The organism is Planomonospora alba (genome assembly GCF_039534085.1).
In the GTDB taxonomy this organism is placed as follows: Bacteria; Actinomycetota; Actinomycetes; order Streptosporangiales; family Streptosporangiaceae; genus Planomonospora_B; species Planomonospora_B alba.
In genome coordinates this window covers 61455-79099 of the sequence record NZ_BAAAUT010000008.1, presented here as the reverse complement: position 1 = coordinate 79099, position 17645 = coordinate 61455, and the positions used below count along the sequence as shown (strand labels likewise).

At 72.8% G+C, this 17645-nt stretch carries 16 protein-coding genes and 3 tRNA genes; 8 read left to right on the top strand and 11 right to left on the bottom strand.

Features of this window, described 5'->3' with window-relative positions; genetic code table 11:
• Positions 1-86 precede the first annotated feature (86 nt).
• From ABD823_RS06640 to leuC, 3 genes are read right to left on the bottom strand one after another with little or no spacing between them, the layout of a single operon-like run.
• Positions 87-341 carry an SCO5555 family protein gene (locus ABD823_RS06640; RefSeq protein ID WP_344856950.1) on the bottom strand — a complete coding sequence of 85 codons (255 nt, stop codon included), beginning with the start codon at positions 339-341 and terminating at the stop codon, positions 87-89.
• A complete protein-coding gene (gene leuD, locus ABD823_RS06635) occupies positions 320-907 on the bottom strand; it encodes a 3-isopropylmalate dehydratase small subunit (protein WP_344856948.1) in 588 nt (195 codons plus the stop codon). The genes ABD823_RS06640 and leuD overlap by 22 nt, the downstream gene beginning before the upstream one ends.
• A 12-nt stretch (positions 908-919) precedes the next feature.
• Entirely contained in the window at positions 920-2299 is a 1380-nt protein-coding gene (gene leuC, locus ABD823_RS06630; RefSeq protein ID WP_344856947.1) for a 3-isopropylmalate dehydratase large subunit, read from the bottom strand.
• An 89-nt stretch (positions 2300-2388) separates the two neighbouring features.
• Between leuC and ABD823_RS06625 the strand changes: the two genes are divergently transcribed.
• Both ABD823_RS06625 and ABD823_RS06620 read left to right on the top strand, forming a co-directional pair.
• The gene (locus ABD823_RS06625) at positions 2389-3105 is read left to right on the top strand and encodes an IclR family transcriptional regulator (protein WP_344856946.1); all 717 of its coding nucleotides are present in this window, start codon (positions 2389-2391) and stop codon (positions 3103-3105) included.
• 102 nt (positions 3106-3207) lie between these two features.
• Complete coding sequence (locus tag ABD823_RS06620) at positions 3208-4932, top strand: hypothetical protein (RefSeq protein WP_344856944.1); 1725 nt, start codon at positions 3208-3210, stop codon at positions 4930-4932.
• Positions 4933-5035: 103 nt separating this feature from the next.
• Here the strand turns inward: ABD823_RS06620 and ABD823_RS06615 are convergent, their stop codons facing one another.
• From ABD823_RS06615 to ABD823_RS06600, 4 genes are all read right to left on the bottom strand, one after another.
• Positions 5036-5998 carry a redoxin domain-containing protein gene (locus tag ABD823_RS06615; RefSeq protein ID WP_344856943.1) on the bottom strand — a complete coding sequence of 321 codons (963 nt, stop codon included), beginning with the start codon at positions 5996-5998 and terminating at the stop codon, positions 5036-5038.
• A gap of 118 nt (positions 5999-6116) precedes the next feature.
• Positions 6117-6192: transfer RNA gene (locus ABD823_RS06610), tRNA-Glu, on the bottom strand.
• Positions 6193-6211: 19 nt separating this feature from the next.
• Positions 6212-6287, bottom strand: a tRNA-Glu gene (locus tag ABD823_RS06605).
• A gap of 62 nt (positions 6288-6349) precedes the next feature.
• A tRNA-Gln gene (locus tag ABD823_RS06600) sits at positions 6350-6421 on the bottom strand.
• A gap of 185 nt (positions 6422-6606) precedes the next feature.
• Here ABD823_RS06600 and ABD823_RS06595 point away from each other — a divergent pair.
• Positions 6607-8622, top strand: a complete 2016-nt coding sequence (locus tag ABD823_RS06595) for a M3 family metallopeptidase (RefSeq protein ID WP_344856942.1) — start codon at positions 6607-6609, stop codon at positions 8620-8622.
• Positions 8623-8700: 78 nt separating this feature from the next.
• On the opposite strand, the gene ABD823_RS06590 is transcribed toward ABD823_RS06595, so the two are convergent.
• Positions 8701-9237 carry a PadR family transcriptional regulator gene (locus tag ABD823_RS06590; protein WP_344856940.1) on the bottom strand — a complete coding sequence of 179 codons (537 nt, stop codon included), beginning with the start codon at positions 9235-9237 and terminating at the stop codon, positions 8701-8703.
• 54 nt (positions 9238-9291) lie between these two features.
• Here ABD823_RS06590 and ABD823_RS06585 point away from each other — a divergent pair, with 54 nt between their 5' ends.
• Positions 9292-10689, top strand: a complete 1398-nt coding sequence (locus ABD823_RS06585; RefSeq protein ID WP_344856939.1) for an MATE family efflux transporter — start codon at positions 9292-9294, stop codon at positions 10687-10689.
• Here the strand turns inward: ABD823_RS06585 and gltX are convergent.
• Together gltX and ABD823_RS06575 are read right to left on the bottom strand one after the other, a co-directional pair.
• Positions 10583-11950, bottom strand: a complete 1368-nt coding sequence (gene gltX / locus ABD823_RS06580) for a glutamate--tRNA ligase (protein ID WP_344856938.1) — start codon at positions 11948-11950, stop codon at positions 10583-10585. The genes ABD823_RS06585 and gltX overlap by 107 nt on opposite strands.
• Complete coding sequence (locus ABD823_RS06575; RefSeq protein WP_344856936.1) at positions 11947-12720, bottom strand: fumarylacetoacetate hydrolase family protein; 774 nt, start codon at positions 12718-12720, stop codon at positions 11947-11949. The genes gltX and ABD823_RS06575 overlap by 4 nt, the downstream gene beginning before the upstream one ends.
• Positions 12721-12853: 133 nt before the next feature.
• Between ABD823_RS06575 and ABD823_RS06570 the strand changes: the two genes are divergently transcribed.
• Entirely contained in the window at positions 12854-13249 is a 396-nt protein-coding gene (locus tag ABD823_RS06570; protein ID WP_344856935.1) for an antibiotic biosynthesis monooxygenase family protein, read from the top strand.
• A 34-nt stretch (positions 13250-13283) separates the two neighbouring features.
• On the opposite strand, the gene ABD823_RS06565 is transcribed toward ABD823_RS06570, so the two are convergent.
• Complete coding sequence (locus ABD823_RS06565; protein WP_344856933.1) at positions 13284-13880, bottom strand: HD domain-containing protein; 597 nt, start codon at positions 13878-13880, stop codon at positions 13284-13286.
• A 70-nt stretch (positions 13881-13950) separates the two neighbouring features.
• Here ABD823_RS06565 and ABD823_RS06560 point away from each other — a divergent pair, with 70 nt between their 5' ends.
• The 3 genes from ABD823_RS06560 (at position 13951) to ABD823_RS06550 (ending at position 17590) form a co-directional block, all read left to right on the top strand.
• On the top strand, positions 13951-15051 hold the full coding sequence (locus tag ABD823_RS06560) for a helix-turn-helix domain-containing protein (protein ID WP_344856932.1): 1101 nt from the start codon (positions 13951-13953) through the stop codon (positions 15049-15051).
• Between the two features lie 64 nt (positions 15052-15115).
• A complete protein-coding gene (locus tag ABD823_RS06555) occupies positions 15116-15733 on the top strand; it encodes a cysteine hydrolase family protein (RefSeq protein ID WP_344856931.1) in 618 nt (205 codons plus the stop codon).
• Between the two features lie 168 nt (positions 15734-15901).
• A complete protein-coding gene (locus ABD823_RS06550; RefSeq protein ID WP_344856930.1) occupies positions 15902-17590 on the top strand; it encodes a heparinase II/III domain-containing protein in 1689 nt (562 codons plus the stop codon).
• The last annotated feature ends 55 nt before the right edge of the window (positions 17591-17645 follow it).

Genomic DNA, 17645 nt, shown 5'->3' with positions numbered 1-17645 from the left:
CGCCTCACCCGATCTGTCGCCGAGAGGGGCCCCGGTCGAGCCGGAACCCCTTACCCGCTTGAAATTAGGGGACGGGAGCGTGTGACTCAATCACCTTCCGCAATATTTCCAGCACTGCCCGTGTCTGAAACCAGGTCATCGAGGGAAATAAGGAACAATTCCAGGCGTGAAGCGGCGTGCCGCACGTCGTGCTTGGCGGCGTCGCAGATGGCCAGCAGGCGGCGGGCCAGGCGCTGACGCACCTCGGGGGAGGCCGGCAGCGCGCGGACGCGGCGGTGCGCCTCGCGCAACCGCCGCGCCAGCTCCTGTTCGGAACGCGTCAGATCGTCGTCGGCAGCCATGGCTGCCGACCATTCTCGTACGCCACCACGTCCTCCACGTTGCGCAGGGTCAGCCCGATGTCGTCCAGGCCCTCCATCAGCCGCCAGCGGGTGTAGTCGTCGATCTCGAAGCCGACGGCCCGGTCCGCCCAGCGGACCTGGCGCCCGTCCAGGTCGACGGTGACCTCCAGCGCGGGGTCGGCCTCCACGGCCGACTGCAGCTCCTCGACGACCTCCCCCGGCAGGATGACCGGGAGCAGGCCCATCTTGGTGGCGTTGTTGCGGAAGATGTCGCCGAAGCGGGCCGAGATCACGACGCGGAACCCGTACTGCTGCAGGGCCCAGACCGCGTGCTCGCGGGAGGAGCCGGTGCCGAAGTCGGGGCCGGAGACGAGGATCGAGGCGCCGGCGTGGGCGGGCCGGTTCAGCACGAAGTCGGGGTCCTCCCGCCAGGCGGAGAACAGGCCCTTCTCGAACCCGGTCCGGCTGACCTGCTTGAGCCAGACGGCGGGGATGATCTGGTCGGTGTCGACGTTGCTCCGGCGCAGCGGCACGGCCCGGCCGGTGTGGGTGGTGAAGGCTTCCATCTCTCGGGTCTCCTAGGCCAGGTCGGCGGGGGCGGTCAGCTTGCCGGTGACGGCGGTGGCGGCGGCGACGGCGGGCGACACCAGGTGGGTGCGGCCGCCCTTGCCCTGGCGCCCCTCGAAGTTGCGGTTGGAGGTCGAGGCGCTGCGCTCGCCCGGCGCGAGGGTGTCGGGGTTCATGCCCAGGCACATCGAGCAGCCGGCCGTGCGCCACTCGGCGCCCGCGGCGGTGAACACCCGGTCCAGGCCCTCCTGCTCGGCCTGGAGCTTGACCAGCATCGATCCGGGGACGACGAGCGTGCGGGTGACGACCTTGCGCCCGCGCAGCACCTCGGCCGCGGCCCGCAGGTCCTCGATGCGGCCGTTGGTGCAGGATCCGACGAAGACGGTGTCCACCTCGATCTCCCGGAGCGGGGTGCCCGGGGTCAGGCCCATGTACTCCAGCGCGCGGCGGGCGGCCGCCGGGTCGTCGGTCTCCTCCGGCGCCGGCACGGCGGTGCCCAGCGGGGCGCCCTGGCCCGGGTTGGTCCCCCAGGTGACGAACGGGGTCAGCGTGGAGGCGTCGATCTCCACGACGGTGTCGAAGACGGCGTCGGGGTCGGTGGCCAGCGACTTCCAGTACGCGACCGCGGCGTCCCACTTCTCCCCGGTGGGGGCGTGCGGGCGGCCCTTGAGGTACTCGAAGGTGGTCTCGTCGGGGGCGATCATGCCCGCGCGGGCGCCGGCCTCGATCGACATGTTGCAGACGGTCATCCGGCCCTCCATGGAGAGCTTGCGGACGGCCTCGCCGCGGTACTCCACGATGTGGCCCTGGCCGCCGCCGGTGCCGATCTTCGCGATGATCGCGAGGATCAGGTCCTTGGCCGTGACGCCGGACGGCAGCTCGCCGGAGACCTCGATGGCCATCGTCTTCGGCCGGTAGGCGGGCAGCGTCTGGGTGGCCAGCACGTGCTCCACCTCGGAGGTGCCGATGCCGAACGCGAGCGCGCCGAAGGCGCCGTGGGTGGAGGTGTGAGAATCGCCACAGACGATGGTCATGCCGGGCTGGGTCAGGCCGAACTGCGGCCCGATGATGTGCACGACGCCCTGGCCGGCGTCGCCCATGGGATGCAGGCGGACGCCGAACTCCGCGCAGTTCTTGCGCAGCGTCTCGACCTGCGTCTTGGAGACGGGGTCGGCGATCGGGCCGAGCAGGGTCGGGACGTTGTGGTCCTCGGTGGCGATGGTGAGGTCCGGCCGCCGCACGGTCCGCCCCGCCATGCGCAGGCCGTCGAAGGCCTGCGGGCTGGTCACCTCGTGGATGAGGTGCAGGTCGATGTAGAGCAGGTCGGGTTCTCCCTCCGCACGTCGCACGACGTGCTGCTCCCAGACCTTCTCCGCCAGCGTGCGGCCCATTGTCGCCTCCCTTTTCCGTACGGCTCCGCGCCTCGTCGCGCTCCGCCGCCGACTTGCCTTCTCATATGTCGAGACGGCAGTATCGGTGTATGGACAACTCTAGCGGAGTCGGCGTACTCGACAAGGCCGTGCTGGTGCTCAACGCCCTCGAAGCCGGCCCGGCATCCCTCGCGCAGCTCGTCCAGGCGACCGGCCTGGCCCGCCCCACCGCCCACCGGCTGGCGGTCGCGCTGGAGCACCACCGCATCGTCTCCCGCGACACGCAGGGCCGTTTCGTCCTGGGCTCGCGGCTCTCCGAGCTGTCCACGGCCGCCGGTGAGGACCGGCTGCTGGCCGTCGCGTCCCCGGTGCTCACCCAGCTCCGGGACATGACCGGCGAAAGCGCACAACTTTACCGGCGCCAGGGCGACGAGCGGGTGTGCGTGGCCGCCGCGGAGCGCGCCAGCGGACTGCGCGACACCGTGCCCGTCGGCTCGGCCCTGCCGATGACCGCCGGCTCGGCCGCCCAGGTCCTGCTGGCCTGGGAGGAGCCCGACCGCCTCCACCGCGGCCTGCGCGGCGCCAAGTTCACCGCCGCCACGCTCTCCAGCGTGCGGCGCCGGGGCTGGGCGCACAGCGTCGGCGAGCGCGAGCAGGGCGTGGCCAGCGTCTCGGCGCCGATCCGGGGCACGGGCGGGAAGGTCATCGCCGCCGTCTCGGTCTCCGGGCCGATCGAGCGCCTGACCCGCACGCCCGGCCGACTGCACGCCGCCCCCGTGGTCGCCGCCGCCGAGCGGATCACCGAGGCCATGCGCCGCAACGGCTGAGCCGGGCCCGGGGGGCGGCACCGGCGGGAACGGCGTGCCCGCGGGCGCCCGCACACCCGATATGAGGAGGCGAGCACCCCTGCAGCCCCCTAGGCTGGGCGGGTGACAGATCGCATCGAGGCAGCCGCCGCTGAACTGCGTCCCCTGCTCCAAGAATTCATCCTCTGGGCCCGTGAGAACGCGCCCGGCAGCGATTCCAACCTGGTCGGCTCCGTGGCCCTGTGGCACCGGTTGAGCGCCTCCGACGACATCGGCCGCTGGAGGACCTCCGATCTGCGCACGGTGCTGCTGGAGCGCATGCCCAAGGCGGTGGAGGACCCCGAGGCCGCGGCCGAGGGCCTGGTGCCCGCCGTACGCTCCTATCTGGCGTTCCTGTCGGACACCGGGCGGCTCTCCGCGGGCTCGGCCTCGATCAAGGACCTGCTCACCGAGCTGGACGAGATCGAGGACGACGTCGTCGAGGCGATGGAGGAGCTCGTCGACGAGGACGGGTACGGCGACGACGACGAGGAGTACGAGGGGCTGGGCGACTTCGAGCCGTTCGCCGACGAGCTCTCCCGGCTCCCCACGATCCGGCTCCGCCCTGACGCCGAGCTGGCCGAGGCGGCCCGCCGTACCGTCCTGATCGGCAAGGCGCGCGACCTGGCCGTCTGGGTCGGGACCGGGCGCCGGGTGGGCGAGGAGACCCTCCTGTCCGACGCCGAGGTCGCCGAGGCGCTGGCCGTCCTCGGGTTCCCCCCGCCGGAGGCAGGCGGCGGGCGCTCGGCCGACGCGCTGTGGAACGTGTGGAACCTCGCGATCGACCTGGACTTCCTGCAGCCCGAGGGCGAGGACACCGTCAGCGCCGACCCCGACGCCGTCGAGTGGCCCTTCGACGAGGACGACGACGTCCTGGACGCCTGGCTGGCCGGTCTCCACTCGGTCGACTACGGCGACCCCGAGCTGGAGGACGAGGACGCCACGATCGCCCTGTCCGGGCTGACGCGGGCCCTGCTGGTGCGGGTGCTGCTCGCCACCGGGTCCAAGCCGCTGGACGAGCTCCGCACCGAGCTGGCCGAGGCCGCCGCCGCCTGCGACGACCTGGGCGCCGAGGCCTGGGCCGCCGCCACCGAGCAGTACGGCGACCCGCTCAACCCGGTGCTCGACTGGCTGGCGGGCTACGGCATGGTCGAGGTGGAGCACGGCCAGGTGCGGCTGACCCCGCTGGGCATGGAGGGCGTGGTCCACCTGGTGGACGAGGCCGACATCGAGCTGGACGCCCGGCCCGCCATCGACGCGATGACCGCCCTGGACCTGCTCTCCTTCAGCGCGGAGCTGTCGGAGGAGGAGGCCGACGCCGAGTTCGCCGCCTGGATGGAGCTGCGCGACCCCGCTCAGGCCGCCGGCGAGCTGCTGGAGGCCGCCGCGGCGGACGAGGCGGACGCCCTGGTCCGGGTCCAGGCCGCCAGCGTGGTCGGCTCGCTCGGCGAGGTGGCGGTGCCGGCCTGGCGGCGGGCGCTGGACGAGCCGTCCCTGCACCCCTACGCGGCCACGCACCTGGCCCAGCTCGGCGTGGAGGACGCCCCCGCGCCCACCCAGGCCGACACCCACTGGCTGATCCTCGACATGCTGACCATCTCCGCCGGTCTGGGCCGGGCCGAGTTCGTCGGCAGCCTCGACGACATCGGCCCGGCGCCGATGCTGACCGGACTGCTCGACGTGATCTGGAAGGTCCGCCACCCGCACCTGGAGGAGCTGCTGGAGACGATCACCAAGGCCCACCCGGACCCCCAGGTCCGCAAGGCCGCCAAGCGCGCCCTGTTCAAGGCCCGCTCCGCACGGGACTGAGGACACGCGGGCCCGGCCGTCCCGGACGGCGCACCGCGCACTCGGGACGGCCGGGCGCTCCTCAACGCCCGGCCGTCAGCGCCCCCCGTCGCCCCGGCGCCCGTCAGGCGCCCTCCTGCCAGTCGGGCAGCGGCCGGTAGATCGGGATGCCCGCGGCCTGGAGCTCCTCCCGGAGCCTGAAGTACTCCTCACCGAACGGGTCCACCCCGGCCAGCGGCATGAGGCCGCGCCGGACGGCCAGGTCGTGCGGGGCGAGCTCGGCCGCCCGCGCCAGGTGCCGCCCGGCCGCCTCGCCGCGGCCCGCGCGCAGCAGCCACGCCGCCACCCGGCCGTGCAGCCGGGCCAGCCGCTCCGCGGCGGTGGGGGCGCGCAGCTCGCGCGAGTCCGCCCCGGACTCGCCCTCGACCACCCACCTGCGCAGGGCCGCCGTGGCCCGCTCCGAGGACAGGCCGTTCATCGACCGGAAGGTGTCGGTGGCCGTCATGGTGTCCTGGGGGCGGGCGATGCGGCCGTCCGGGTCGATCCAGACCACGGTCGGCACGTTGACCACGTTGTACAGCTCCGCGATCCGGCCGTCGGCGTCGACCACCGCCGGGTGGGTGAGGCCTTCGAGCCACTCCCGGGCGTGCCCGGGGTCGCGGTCGAGGGAGACGCTGACCACGCTGAAGCCGTGGCCGCCGAGCTCGCGGTGAAGCGCCTCCCAGGCGGGCAGGTCGTAGCGGCAGCCGCACCAGGAGGCCCAGAAGACCAGCGCGACCTTGGTGCCGCGCAGGCCCGGCAGCGGGCCGAACTCCGGGGCCCGGTCCAGGGCCGCGGGGGCGGGCTCGCCGACCGCCACCACGCCCTCGCCGGCGTCCGCGACCGCCTGCCTGCCGAGCAGCTCGGCGAAGGCCACCAGGTCCACCCCCTCGTCGGTCTCGGCCGCCGCGGCCCGGAACGCCGGCAGGCACGCCTCACCGCGGCACCAGCCGTGCGGCTTGCGCTCCCAGCCGAGGACCGCCGTGCCGTACGGCAGGACCAGGCCCTCGATCGTGTCCTCGCGCCCGTCGGCCAGCAGAGTGATCATCGGAACCCCCTTGGATAGCGTCACTTACCAAGTATTGGTCAGTGCAGCTATCCAATCAAGGGAGCGGTGCCGGAAATGCGAAGAACCCCTGGAAGCGGATGCTTCCAGGGGTTCTGCGTGGTAGCCCCGACCGGATTCGAACCGGCGCTACCGCCTTGAGAGGGCGGCGTCCTAGGCCACTAGACGACGGAGCCTTGCCAAGAGTGACAGCAGTGGTAGTCCCGACCGGATTCGAACCGGCGTTACCGCCTTGAGAGGGCGGCGTCCTAGGCCACTAGACGACGGGACCGTGCCTGCTGTCGCCGGATCCGGGGGACCGGATCCGCAACGGCCTCGGGGAGGAGGCCGCAGCTGGGGTACCAGGACTCGAACCTAGACTAACTGAACCAGAATCAGTCGTGCTGCCAATTACACCATACCCCACCGCTTCGGGCTTTCCTCTCGGTCCGCCCTGGCGACTCCGAAAGAATAGCCCACGTTGCGGACTAGGACCAAAACGATTGCCCCGGCTCGGCCCTGAGCCGAATCCGTGACACGGGAGTACCCGGCGGGAACGGGGTGTGTAACGCTGTTTTCGGAGATCTGTCCGCATGTGAGGAGCCCCAGCCTTGGCAGAGAGCCAGTCGAGCCAGTCGAGCCCGTCGAGCCCGTCCAACCCGTTCTTCACCCCCAGCACGCTGCCCTACCGGCTGCCGCCCTTCGCGGAGATCCGCGAGGAGCACTACCTGCCCGCGTTCGAGCGCGGCATGGCCGAGCAGCTGGCGGAGGTGGCGGCGATCACGGGCGACCCCGCGCCCCCCACCTTCGCCAACACCATCGAGGCGCTGGAGCGCTCCGGGCAGATCCTGAAGCGGGTCTCGACCGTCTTCTTCAGCCTCGCCTCCTCCGACGCGACCGACGGCATCCGGGCGATCGAGAAGGAGATCTCCCCCCGGCTGACCAAGCACGCCGACGCCATCCACCTCGACCGCGCGCTCTACGCGCGCATCAAGCAGGTCTCCACCGACGACCCGGAGGAGGCCTGGCTGCTGGAGAAGTACCGCGAGGACTTCGTCCGGGCCGGCGCCGAGCTGTCCGATACCGAGCAGGAGCGGCTGCGCGCCCTCAACGAGGAGCTGTCCACGCTCGCCACCGCCTTCGCGCAGAACCTGCTGACGGCGGGCACCTCCTCGGCCCTGGTCGTCGAGGACGCCAAGGAGCTCGACGGGCTCTCCGAGAGCGCCCTGGAGGCGATCGCCAAGGACGGCAAGTACGTCCTGCCGCTGCTCAACTTCACCAACCAGCCGGCCCTGGCCGAGCTGACCGACCGCGGGACCCGCAGGAGACTGTACGAGCTCTCGGTGAGCCGGGCGCCGGAGAACTTCGGGCTGGCGGCCAGGATCGCCGCGCTCCGCGCCGAGCGGGCGGCCCTGCTCGGCTTCCCCCACCACGCGGCCTACTCCGTCGCCGACCAGACCGCCAAGACCACCGAGGCCGTCGAGGAGATGCTCGGCAAGCTGGTGGGCCCGGCGGTGGCCAACGCCCGGCGCGAGGCCGAGGCGCTGAGCGAGCAGGCCGGCTTCCCCATCGAGCCGTGGGACTGGTCGTTCTACGCGGAGAAGGTGCGCAAGGCGCGCTACGACTTCGACAGCTCCGAGCTGCGCCCCTACTTCGAGCTGGACCGGGTGCTCCGGGACGGCGTCTTCCGCGCAGCCACCGAGCTGTACGGCGTGACCTTCACCGACCGGACCGACCTGATCGGCTACCACCCCGACGTCCGGGTCTACGAGGTCTTCGACGCCGACGGCTCGCCGCTGGGCCTGTTCCTGTTCGACCCCTACGCCCGGCCCACCAAGCGGGGCGGCGCCTGGATGAACAACCTCGTGGACCAGTCGCGCCTGTTCGGCGAGCGGCCCGTGGTGATGAACAACCTCAACATCACCAAGCCCGCGCAGGGCCCGACGCTGCTGACCTTCGACGAGGTCAACACCGCCTTCCACGAGTTCGGCCACGCCCTGCACGGCCTGTTCTCCGATGTCCGCTTCCCGCGCGTCTCCGGTACCACGGTCCCCCGTGACTTCGTGGAGTATCCCTCCCAGGTCAACGAGATGTGGGCGACCTGGCCGTCCATCCTGGAGGGCTTCGCCCGCCACCACGAGACCGACGAGCCCGTCCCGGCGGAGCTGCTGGAGAAGATGCGGGCCGCGGAGAAGTTCAACCAGGGCTTCGCGACGGTCGAGTACCTCGCCGCCGCGCTGCTGGACTGGGCCTGGCACAAGCTCGCCCCGGGCGAGACCGTCGAGGACCCCGAGGCGTTCGAGGCGGCGGCCCTGGAGCGCGCGGGGATCGCCTTCGAGCTGGTCCCCCCGCGCTACCGGACCAACTACTTCGCGCACGTCTTCTCCTCCGGCGTGGGCGGTTACAGCGCCGGCTACTACTCTTACATCTGGAGCGAGGTCCTCGACGCCGACAGCGTCGAGTGGTTCAAGGAGAACGGCGGGCTGAGGCGGGAGAACGGCGACCACTTCCGCGCCACGCTGCTGTCGGTGGGCGGCTCCAAGGACGTGATGGCCGCCTTCCGCGACTTCCGCGGGCGCGAGCCGCGCATCGAGCCCCTGCTGGAGCGGCGGGGCCTGCTGGCCTGAGACCCCCGGCCCGGGGCCGCCCTGGCCCGCTGAAGGGCTTCGAGCCCGGGGGAGGCGCCTTGCCTCCCCCGGGCTCTTTCACGACTCCAGCGCCGCTATGGCCTCCCGCAGCCACTGCTTCTCGGCGGTGCCGGTGGCCCGGGCGATCAGCAGCATGCCGCGGTGGAACGGGTCGGAGACCTCCTCGGCCCGCTGCGGCCGGCCGTCCGCGTAGAAGAAGCTCGCGGGCGTCTGGAGGAAGTCGAGGCGGCGGCGCAGGACCCTGGCCTGGTCGGCGCGGTCGGGGAGCTGCGACAGGAAGGCCAGCAGGCCGAAGAACCGGGTCTGGTCGCTGATGTCGAGCTCGTCCGGCTCGCGGAGCCGGCGCAGCAGCTCGGCCCGGCCCGCCTCCGTCAGGGTGAGCACCTGGCGCCGGGCGGCGGCCGCCCCCTCCTCCTCGTGCCGCTCCAGCAGCCCGGCCTTCTCCAGCCGGGTGATGGCGGGGTAGAGCGCGCCGTCGCTGACCGGGCGGAGGTGGCCGCTCAGCTGGTGGATGCGGGCCTTGAGCTCGTAGCCGTGCTTGGGCCCCTCGCCGAGCAGGCCCAGGATCGACAGGGTAAGGTCGCCGCTTGCCATGGGCGCATCGTAACGCTATACCTCTAAACGAGCTATATCGAATCGAGGTAAAGCATGGCGCTGATCCGCCTCGCCCTGCCCGTCTATGTGGAACTGCTGACCGCCGTGGTCGCCGTCGGCCTGATCGACCTGCTGTGGGTCTCCGGGCTGGGCGGGCGCGCGGTGGCCGCCGTCACGATCGCGACCACCGTAGAGAACCTCGTGCTGGGCGTGGTCCTCGCCGTCACCACGGGGACCACCGTCCTGGTGGGCCGGCGCGACGGCCGGCTGCCCACCGCCCCGGTCGTCCGCACGGCGTGGCTGCTGTGCGCGGCGGCCGGCCTCGCCGTGGCCGTCCCCGGCGTGCTGCTCCGCGAACCGCTCGCCGCCCTGTTCACCGACGACGCCGCCACGGCCGCCCTGACCGCGGACTTCTTCCTGGTCTCCATGGCCGGGGTCCCGGTCTTCTACGCCCAGTCCCTGGCCGACGGGGTCTTCAAGGGCTTCGGGGACACCAGGACCCCGATGCGCAACGCGCTGCTCTGCAACGCGCTGGTGATCGCCCTCGACCCCCTGTTCGTCTACGGCCTGGCGCTGGGCGTGCCCGGTGCGGCGCTGGCGACCGTACTGGCCCGGCTGGTCACCCTCGCCGTCTCCCTGACCCTGCTGCTGCGGCGGGCGCCCGGGGTTCCCGCCCCGGCGCCTCCGGCCCGAGGTCCCGGGGAGCGGGCGGGCGCGGACCGGGAGGTCAGGGCGGATGGAGGATCCGGAGCGCGGGCGGGCGCGGACCGAAGGGCCGCGGCGCCGGAGCCGCCGGCACGGGCGCACGCCGCGGAGATCCTCCGCACCGGCCTGCCCATGTCCGGCGACTTCCTGGCCAGGTCCCTGGCCGGCCTGCTCATGGTCGACATCGTGGGCGGGCTCGGGGTCGCGGCACTGGCCGGGTACGGCATCGGCACGAAGATCATGCTGGCGGGCGTGATGGCCTTCTACGCGCTCCGCCAGGCCGCGCTGATCCGCACCGCCCGCACCGGCCGGGCCGGACCGGTGCTCCGGTACGGCCTGGCTGCCGGGGCGGCGGTCGCCGCCGTGCTCAACGCGGTCGCGGCGCCCGCGGCGGGGCTGTTCACCGGCGACCCCGCGACGGCCGCCGCGGCCGTGGACTTCCTGCGCTGGATGACGCTCTATCTCGTCCCGTTCGGCGGCCTGATCGCGCTGGGCGGCGTGCTCCAGGCCGAGGGCAGGGGCGGCCGGCTGCTCGCCGCCACGCTGGCGGGCTTCGCGGTCCAGCTGCCCCTGGCCGCCCTCCTCGCCTCCGCGCTCGGGGCGAGCGGCGTCTGGCTGGCGATGGCGGCCGGGGCCGCGCTCAGCCTCGCAGGCGCGTCAGCGCCGCGCGCAGGCGCTCGATCGAGCGCTCCCGGCCGAGGGCCTCGATCGACTCGAACAGCGGCAGGCCGACCGTCCGGCCGGTGACCGCCACCCGGACGGGGGCCTGGGCCTTGCCGAGCTTGAGCCCGTGCTCCGCGCCGACCTCCTCCAGGGCGGTCTTCAGCGCCTCGGGGGTCATCTCGGCCGTCTCCAGGCGGGCGAGGTAGCCGGTCAGGATCTCCTCGGCCGGTCCCTTCATCGCCTTGTCCCAGGAGGCCTGGTCGAAGAAGGGCTCGTCCAGGAAGAGGAAGTCGACGTTCGCGCTGATCTCGGAGAGCACCGAGATGCGGGTCTGCGCCAGCTCGGCGACCTTCGTGAAGGTCGCCCGGTCCCAGCTCGGGTCGAGCCACGGCTCGCAGCGCCGGACGAACTCGTCCAGCGGGAGCGCCCGGATGTACTCGCCGTTGAAGGCCCGCAGCTTCTTCTCGTCGAAGAAGGCGTTGGCGGAGTTGACGTCCTCCAGCTTGAACAGCGGCATCATCTCCGACCAGGGCATGATCTCCCGGTCCTCGCCGGGCCCCCAGCCGAGCAGCATCAGGTAGTTGACCATCGCTTCGGCGAGGTAGCCCTCCTCGCGGTAGGACTCCAGGGCCACCTTGTCGCGGCGCTTGGAGAGCTTCTTGCGCTGCTCGTTGACGATGACCGGCAGGTGCGCCCAGACCGGCGGCTCGGCGCCCAGCGCGGGCCACAGCAGCTCCTGGCGCTGGGCGTTGGACAGGTGCTCCTCGCCCCTGACCACGTGGGTGATGCCCTGGGTGATGTCGTCGACCGCGTTGGCCAGCACGTACAGCGGCGAGCCGTCGCTGCGCGCGATGACGAAGTCCTCCTGCGCGTCGTTGGGGAACTCCACCCGGCCGCGGATCACGTCGTCCACCACGGTGACGCCCTCGTCGGGGGTGCGGAAGCGGACCGCGCCCTCGCTCAGGCCCCGGTCGCGGCAGAAGCCGTCGTAGCCCTTGTGCTGCGAGCCGGTGCGCTCCTCGAGCTTGTCGCGGGTGCAGTCGCAGTAGTACGCCTTGCCGTCGGCGAGCAGCTTCGCGACGGCCTCGCGGTGCCGCGGCTCGTTCTCCGACTGGAAGTGGGGGCCCTCGAAGACCGGGCTCTCGTCGCTGATCCCGATCCAGGCCAGGGCCGACAGGATGCCCTCGGTCCACTCCGGCCGGTTGCGCGCGGCGTCGGTGTCCTCGATGCGCAGCACGAAGCGGCCCCCGGACTGCTGGGCCAGCGCCCAGTTGAACAGCGCCGAGCGGGCGCCGCCGACATGGAACATGCCGGTGGGCGACGGAGCGAAACGAACCCTGATCATCGGGAGACCACCACGTTGCTGAGAGTGCCGATACCTTCGATGCCGACGCTGACCTCGTCCCCGATCTCGAGCGGGCCGACCCCCTCGGGCGTCCCGGTGAGGATGACGTCGCCGGGGATCAGGGTCATGACCGCGCTCACGTGGGCGATCAGCGCGGGGATGTCGTACATGAGCTTGGAGGTGCGCGAGCTCTGCCGGACCTCGCCGTTCACCTTCGTGGTGATACCCAGGTCGGCGGGGTCGAGCTCGGTCTGGATCCACGGGCCGAGCGGGCAGAAGGTGTCGAAGCCCTTGGCCCGGGTGAACTGCACGTCCTTCTTCTGCAGGTCGCGGGCGGTGACGTCGTTGGCGCAGGTGTAGCCGAAGACCACCTCGTGGGCCCGCTCGACGGGCACCTGGTGGCAGAGCCTGCCGATGACCACGGCCAGCTCGCCCTCGTAGTCGACCCGCTGGGAGAGCCCCACCGGGTAGGCGATGGCGTCGCCCGTGCCGATCACCGAGGTGGACGGCTTCAGGAAGAACAGCGGCTCCTCGGGCACCTCGCCGCCCATCTCGCGGGCGTGCTCGGCGTAGTTCCTGCCGATGGCGACGACCTTGCTGGGCAGCATGGGCGCCAGCAGCTTGACGTCGGTGAGCGCGTGCCGTTCGCCGGTGAACTGGATCGGGCCGAACGGATGACCGGAGATCGCCGAGACGAACTCCTCACCCGGGCCGCCCTCGACCACCCCGAATCCGACACCGTCGCCTGTGGAGAACCTCGCTATACGCACAGGACAAGGCTAGTGCCGGTCCGGCTCACGCCGGACCGGTCCCGGACGCGGCGCACGGGCCGCGGGGTCGTTCCCGGGACCGCGGGAGGGGGGACCGTAGGGTGATCGGGAAGACGTTCCGGAAGGAGGCCTCATGTCGGTTGTGAAGATGAACGTGCTCACGGTGCCCCCGGAGATGCGCGAGGAGCTGGAGCGGCGCTTCTCGAACCGGGCGGGGTTCGTGGAGTCGGCCGACGGGTTCGAGTGGTTCGAGCTGCTGCGCCCGGTGGACGGCCTCGACCGCTACCTGGTGTACACCCGCTGGCGCTCGGAGGAGGACTTCCAGCGCTGGACCGAGAGCCGGGCGTTCCAGCAGGGCCACGCCCAGGCCGCCGCCGAGGCCGGCGCCCCGGGCCACGGCCACGCACAGGACCAGGGGCAGGGCCACGGTCACGGCCAGGGGCACGGTCACGGCCAGGGCGGTCCGGCCGCCTCCGCCGCCGAGGTCTGGTCGTTCGAGGTCGTGCAGAGCACCGGCCCGAAGTCCTGACCCGCCCCGGTGACCGGGCCCGCGGGCCGGGCGGTCAGCGGTCCAGCGGGTTGGCCGCGATGCGGTCGGCGACGCCGCCGCGGACGAACCGCCCGGCGAGGCTGTCCGGCTTGCGCTCCCCCTGCTCCAGGATGCAGGCGGTGAACTCCTTGCCGATCTCCAGCCGGGGGTACCGCGCGAGCACCTCGGCCCGCAGCTCCGCGGGCCAGTCCTCGGGCCTGCGGCCGGAGATGTCCAGCCCGGTGGAGAGCTCCAGCAGGTGCCCCTCCGGGTCGGCGGTGACGTCCACCTCGTCCCACATGTGCCGCACGATCACCTCAGAGACCCGGCGGCGGCGCTCGACCGGCCAGCCCGCCCCCGCGGCGAAGACCCACGCGACGTGGCCCCCGGCCTCCTCGAACGGCACCGTGCGGCTGTCGAACTCCGCGACCAGCCCGATGTCGTGGAACATCGCCGCCACGTAGAGCAGCTCCGCGTCGAAGGCGATGTCGCGGGCCTGCGCGTAGGCCGCCGCCCACAGGTAGGCCCGGACCGAGTGGCCCAGCAGCGAGGGCGTGCAGTAGGCGGTGGCCGCCTCCAGCGCGGCGCGGCAGGCGGGCGTGTCGGGGATGACGATGTCGTCGAGTCTCATGCGCCCAGGATCCCCGGGGCCGCCGGAGCGCACGAGTGTCCGGCAGGACACCCGCCGATAGGATCCCGCCATGGCCCATCCGGCGCAGACCTCTCCGGCGGCTCCGCCCCCGGCGGGTTTCTCGACGGTCGCGGTGCTGCTCTTCGACGAGATCCCGCTGTTCGAGGCCTCGGTGCCGATCGCGGTCTTCGGCGAGCGGCGGGCCGGGACACCCGAGTTCGAGGTGCGGGCGGTGTCCGCCGAGGGCGGACCGGTGCGCACGGACGCGGGGCTCACCCTCGCCGCGCCGTACGGCCTGGCGGCCGCAGAGGACGCCGACCTGGTGATCGTGCCGACCTGGCGGCACCCGCTCTCGTCCCGCCCGCCCTCACCGGAGGCGCTGGACGTGCTGCGCCGGGCCCACGCCCGGGGCGCGACGGTCGTCTCCCTGTGCCTGGGCACGTTCGTGCTGGCCGCCGCCGGCCTGCTGGACGGGCGCCCGGCCACCACCCACTGGCGCTACACCGGCCTGCTGGCCTCGATGCACCCGCGCGTCGAGGTCCGGCCGGACGTGCTCTACGTGGACGAGGGCGACATCCTCACCTCGGCCGGGAGCACCGGCGGCATCGACCTGTGCCTGCACCTCGTGCGCCGCTCGTACGGCACGCGGGTGGCCAACACCATCGCCCGGAGCCTGGTCACGCCGCCGCACCGGGCCGGCGGCCAGGCGCAGTACATCGACCACCCCGTCCCGGCCCCCGCGGCCGGCGACCCGCTCGGCGACGTCCTGGACTGGGCCCTGCGCCACCTGGACCGGGAGCTGACCGTGGACGCGCTGGCCGCCCGGGCGCTGATGAGCCGGCGCACCTTCGACCGGCGGTTCCGGCGGGCCACCGGGACGACTCCCGCCCAGTGGCTGCTCCACCAGCGGGTCCTGCACGCCCAGCGGCTGCTGGAGACGACCGACGAGCCGGTCGAGCGGATCGCCCGGCGGGCGGGCTTCGCCTCCGCGGTGGCGCTGCGGCCCCATTTCCGCCGCCAGGTGGGAGTCTCGCCCGCCGCCTACCGCGCCGCCTTCTGCGGCCCCTCCGGCCCGGACCGCGCCCCCGGCACCGGCACGGGAGCCGGGACCGGCTCAGGGGGCGGCGCCGGAACGCCCCCGGCGGAGACCGCCGCGGGCGCCGTGGCGTGAATCCCTCGGCGGATGGCCGACCGCGCCCTCACGCCGGGCCCTCCCCCGCCGCCAGGCTGAGCGCATGAAACGCGCCCTCGTCGTCATCGACGTGCAGAACGAGTACTTCACCGGGGAGCTCCCGATCGCCCACCCGCCGCGCGAGGAGAGCCTGGCGGCGATCCTGACCGCCATGGACACCGCCCGCGAGCACGGCGTCCCGGTCGTCGTGGTCCGGCACACCGCCCCGGCCTCCTCGCCGCTGTTCGGCTCCGGCGGGCACGGCTGGGAGCTGCGCGAGGAGGTGGCGGGCAGGCCGTACGACCACCTGGTGGACAAGGCGAGGCCCTCGGCCTTCACCGGGACGGACCTGGGCGGGTGGCTGGCGGAGCGGGGCGTCGACACGCTGACCGTCGCCGGGTACATGACCCAGAACTGCGACGAGTCCACCGCCCGCGACGCCTTCCACCGGGGCATGGCCGTGGAGTTCCTGTCGGACGCCACCGGCACGGTCGCGCTGACGACCCCGGCGGGGAGTCTTTCCGCCCGCCGGGTGCACGAGCACGTGCTGGTGGTGATGGCCTCCAACTTCGCCGCGGTGGCCACCACCGCCGAGTGGGCCGCCGCCGTCCGGGCCGGGGAGCCGCTGCCCCGGCCGAGCATCTGGGCGAGCACCCGCCAGGAGACCCGCGCCGGCGGGTGACGGACCGGGCCCGGCCGGCCACGCCCCGTGCGGCCTGGCCGGACCGTGCATCTAGTTGCTAACGATGCCCTGGGAAAAGTCACCCCGGCTTGACCGGTTCGGTGGGATATCGATGGGATGATGGCCAAGCTTTCTCATGTACCCCACCTGCCCCGGAAGGAAACTGGCGTGCGCCCCCGCACACGAGCACTCGTCCTGTCCACCGCCCTGCTGCTGGCCTCCGGCGGCGCCGCCGGCACAGCGGAGGCGGCGAACACCGGCGGCGCGGTCAAACGCACCGCCGAGTGCCAGGGCGACTGGCTGCCCGCCACCCCGACCGGGCCGGAGGTCATGGCCGGGGAGGTGTCCTTCCTCGACCTTCCGCCGGTCAAGGTGGGCAGGGACGTCGACTGGCGGACCGACCCCTACCGCAACCGCTCCTGGAGCATGGTCTTCCACTCCCTGCGCTGGATGGGCCGCCTGGTCGCCGACTACGAGACGAACGGGGAGAAGGCCTACCTGGAGCGCGCCGCCGAGATCGCCCGTGACTGGGTGAAGGACAACCCCCGGCGCGGCGGCGGCAGCCCGTACGCCTGGCAGGAGCACCCGATCGCGCTGCGCGCCCCCGCCCTGGTCTGCCTGAGCAAGCACGTCAAGGAGTCCTGGCTGACGCGCAGCCTGGCCGAGCACGCCGCGATGCTGTCGGACCCGAGGCTCTACGAGAAGGGCCACAACCACGGCATCGACCAGGACATCGCGCTGCTCGGCATCGGCTGCCGCTACGGGCGCGACCAGTGGTCCTCCCTCGCGATCCGCCGCCTGACCGAGACCGTCGAGCTCGACGTCGACTCCCAGGGCGCGCTGCGCGAGCAGGCTCCCCGCTACGCGGTCTACGTCCACGACCGGCTCAAGGTCGCGATGGACAACATCAAGGCGTGCGGCCGGAAGGTGCCGTCGGCGATCGAGAAGCGCTGGGAGTCGCTCAAGACCTTCATCGCCCACTCCACCAAGCCCGACGGCTTCATGGTCCCGATCGGCGACGGCGGCGCCGACGTGCGCCCGGTCGGCTACGACAACCCGAAGAAGACCGTGCAGGTGTACCGGAACGGCTACGTGTACGGCCGGACCTCCTGGGGCAAGCCGGACTCGGCGTTCTACTCCATCCGGTTCGGCCCGGGCACCAAGTACCACGGCCACGAGGACCACCTGGGCGTCACCTACTACGCCCAGGGCCGCGACGTCCTGGTCGACGTGGGCTTCCACTCCTACGAGGACAGCGCCTACCGCCACTGGACGATGTCCCCCGAGGCGCACAACGTGCCCGTCGTGGCCGGCGCCCGCTTCCGGCCCAGGACCGCCACCTCCCTGACCCGGTCCTCGATCAAGGACGGCCGGCAGGGCTTCCGCCTCACCGACAGGGCGTACGGCGTGCCGCGCACCCGCTCGGTCCTGGTCAACCACGGCGAGGACGTCATGGCCGTGCTCGACACGGTGCCCAAGGGCTCGAAGGTCCGCACCCTCTGGCACTTCGCCGCGAACCTGTCGGTGGTCTCCGACGACGGCGGCCGGGTCGTGGTCAAGGACCCGAGCGGCTGGAAGGCGACGCTGGTCCAGATCGCGATGCCGTCCTGCGCGCCGGTCGGCGGCCAGAAGGTCGTCCGCGGCGCGAGCGGCCCCTACCAGGGCTGGGTCTCCCCCGCCTACCTGAAGAAGCAGGCCGCCCCCGCCGTCATCTCCCCCGACGTCGCCGGCTCGCTGCTGACCGTGGTGGTGCCCGGCACCGACAAGCCCTCGGTCTCCTGCTCCGGCGGCAAGGTCACCCTGGAGACCTCCAAGGGCTCGGTCTCCTTCAAGGCCGCCGGCACGGTCCTGTCCTGACCCGCGGGGCCCCGGCCCGCCGACCGGGCCGCCGGGCCGGGCCCGCGTGGCGGGG

Bases quoted from the DNA above. Each gene is read 5' to 3' on its own strand.
- ABD823_RS06640 (WP_344856950.1), bottom strand. From the start codon at position 341: ATGGCTGCCGACGACGATCTGACGCGTTCCGAACAGGAGCTGGCGCGG.
- leuD (WP_344856948.1), bottom strand. From the start codon at position 907: ATGGAAGCCTTCACCACCCACACCGGCCGGGCCGTGCCGCTGCGCCGG.
- leuC (WP_344856947.1), bottom strand. From the start codon at position 2,299: ATGGGCCGCACGCTGGCGGAGAAGGTCTGGGAGCAGCACGTCGTGCGA.
- ABD823_RS06625 (WP_344856946.1), top strand. From the start codon at position 2,389: ATGGACAACTCTAGCGGAGTCGGCGTACTCGACAAGGCCGTGCTGGTG.
- ABD823_RS06615 (WP_344856943.1), bottom strand. From the start codon at position 5,998: ATGATCACTCTGCTGGCCGACGGGCGCGAGGACACGATCGAGGGCCTG.
- ABD823_RS06590 (WP_344856940.1), bottom strand. From the start codon at position 9,237: ATGGCAAGCGGCGACCTTACCCTGTCGATCCTGGGCCTGCTCGGCGAG.
- ABD823_RS06585 (WP_344856939.1), top strand. From the start codon at position 9,292: ATGGCGCTGATCCGCCTCGCCCTGCCCGTCTATGTGGAACTGCTGACC.
- gltX (WP_344856938.1), bottom strand. From the start codon at position 11,950: ATGATCAGGGTTCGTTTCGCTCCGTCGCCCACCGGCATGTTCCATGTC.
- ABD823_RS06570 (WP_344856935.1), top strand. From the start codon at position 12,854: ATGTCGGTTGTGAAGATGAACGTGCTCACGGTGCCCCCGGAGATGCGC.
- ABD823_RS06565 (WP_344856933.1), bottom strand. From the start codon at position 13,880: ATGAGACTCGACGACATCGTCATCCCCGACACGCCCGCCTGCCGCGCC.
- ABD823_RS06560 (WP_344856932.1), top strand. From the start codon at position 13,951: ATGGCCCATCCGGCGCAGACCTCTCCGGCGGCTCCGCCCCCGGCGGGT.
- ABD823_RS06555 (WP_344856931.1), top strand. From the start codon at position 15,116: ATGAAACGCGCCCTCGTCGTCATCGACGTGCAGAACGAGTACTTCACC.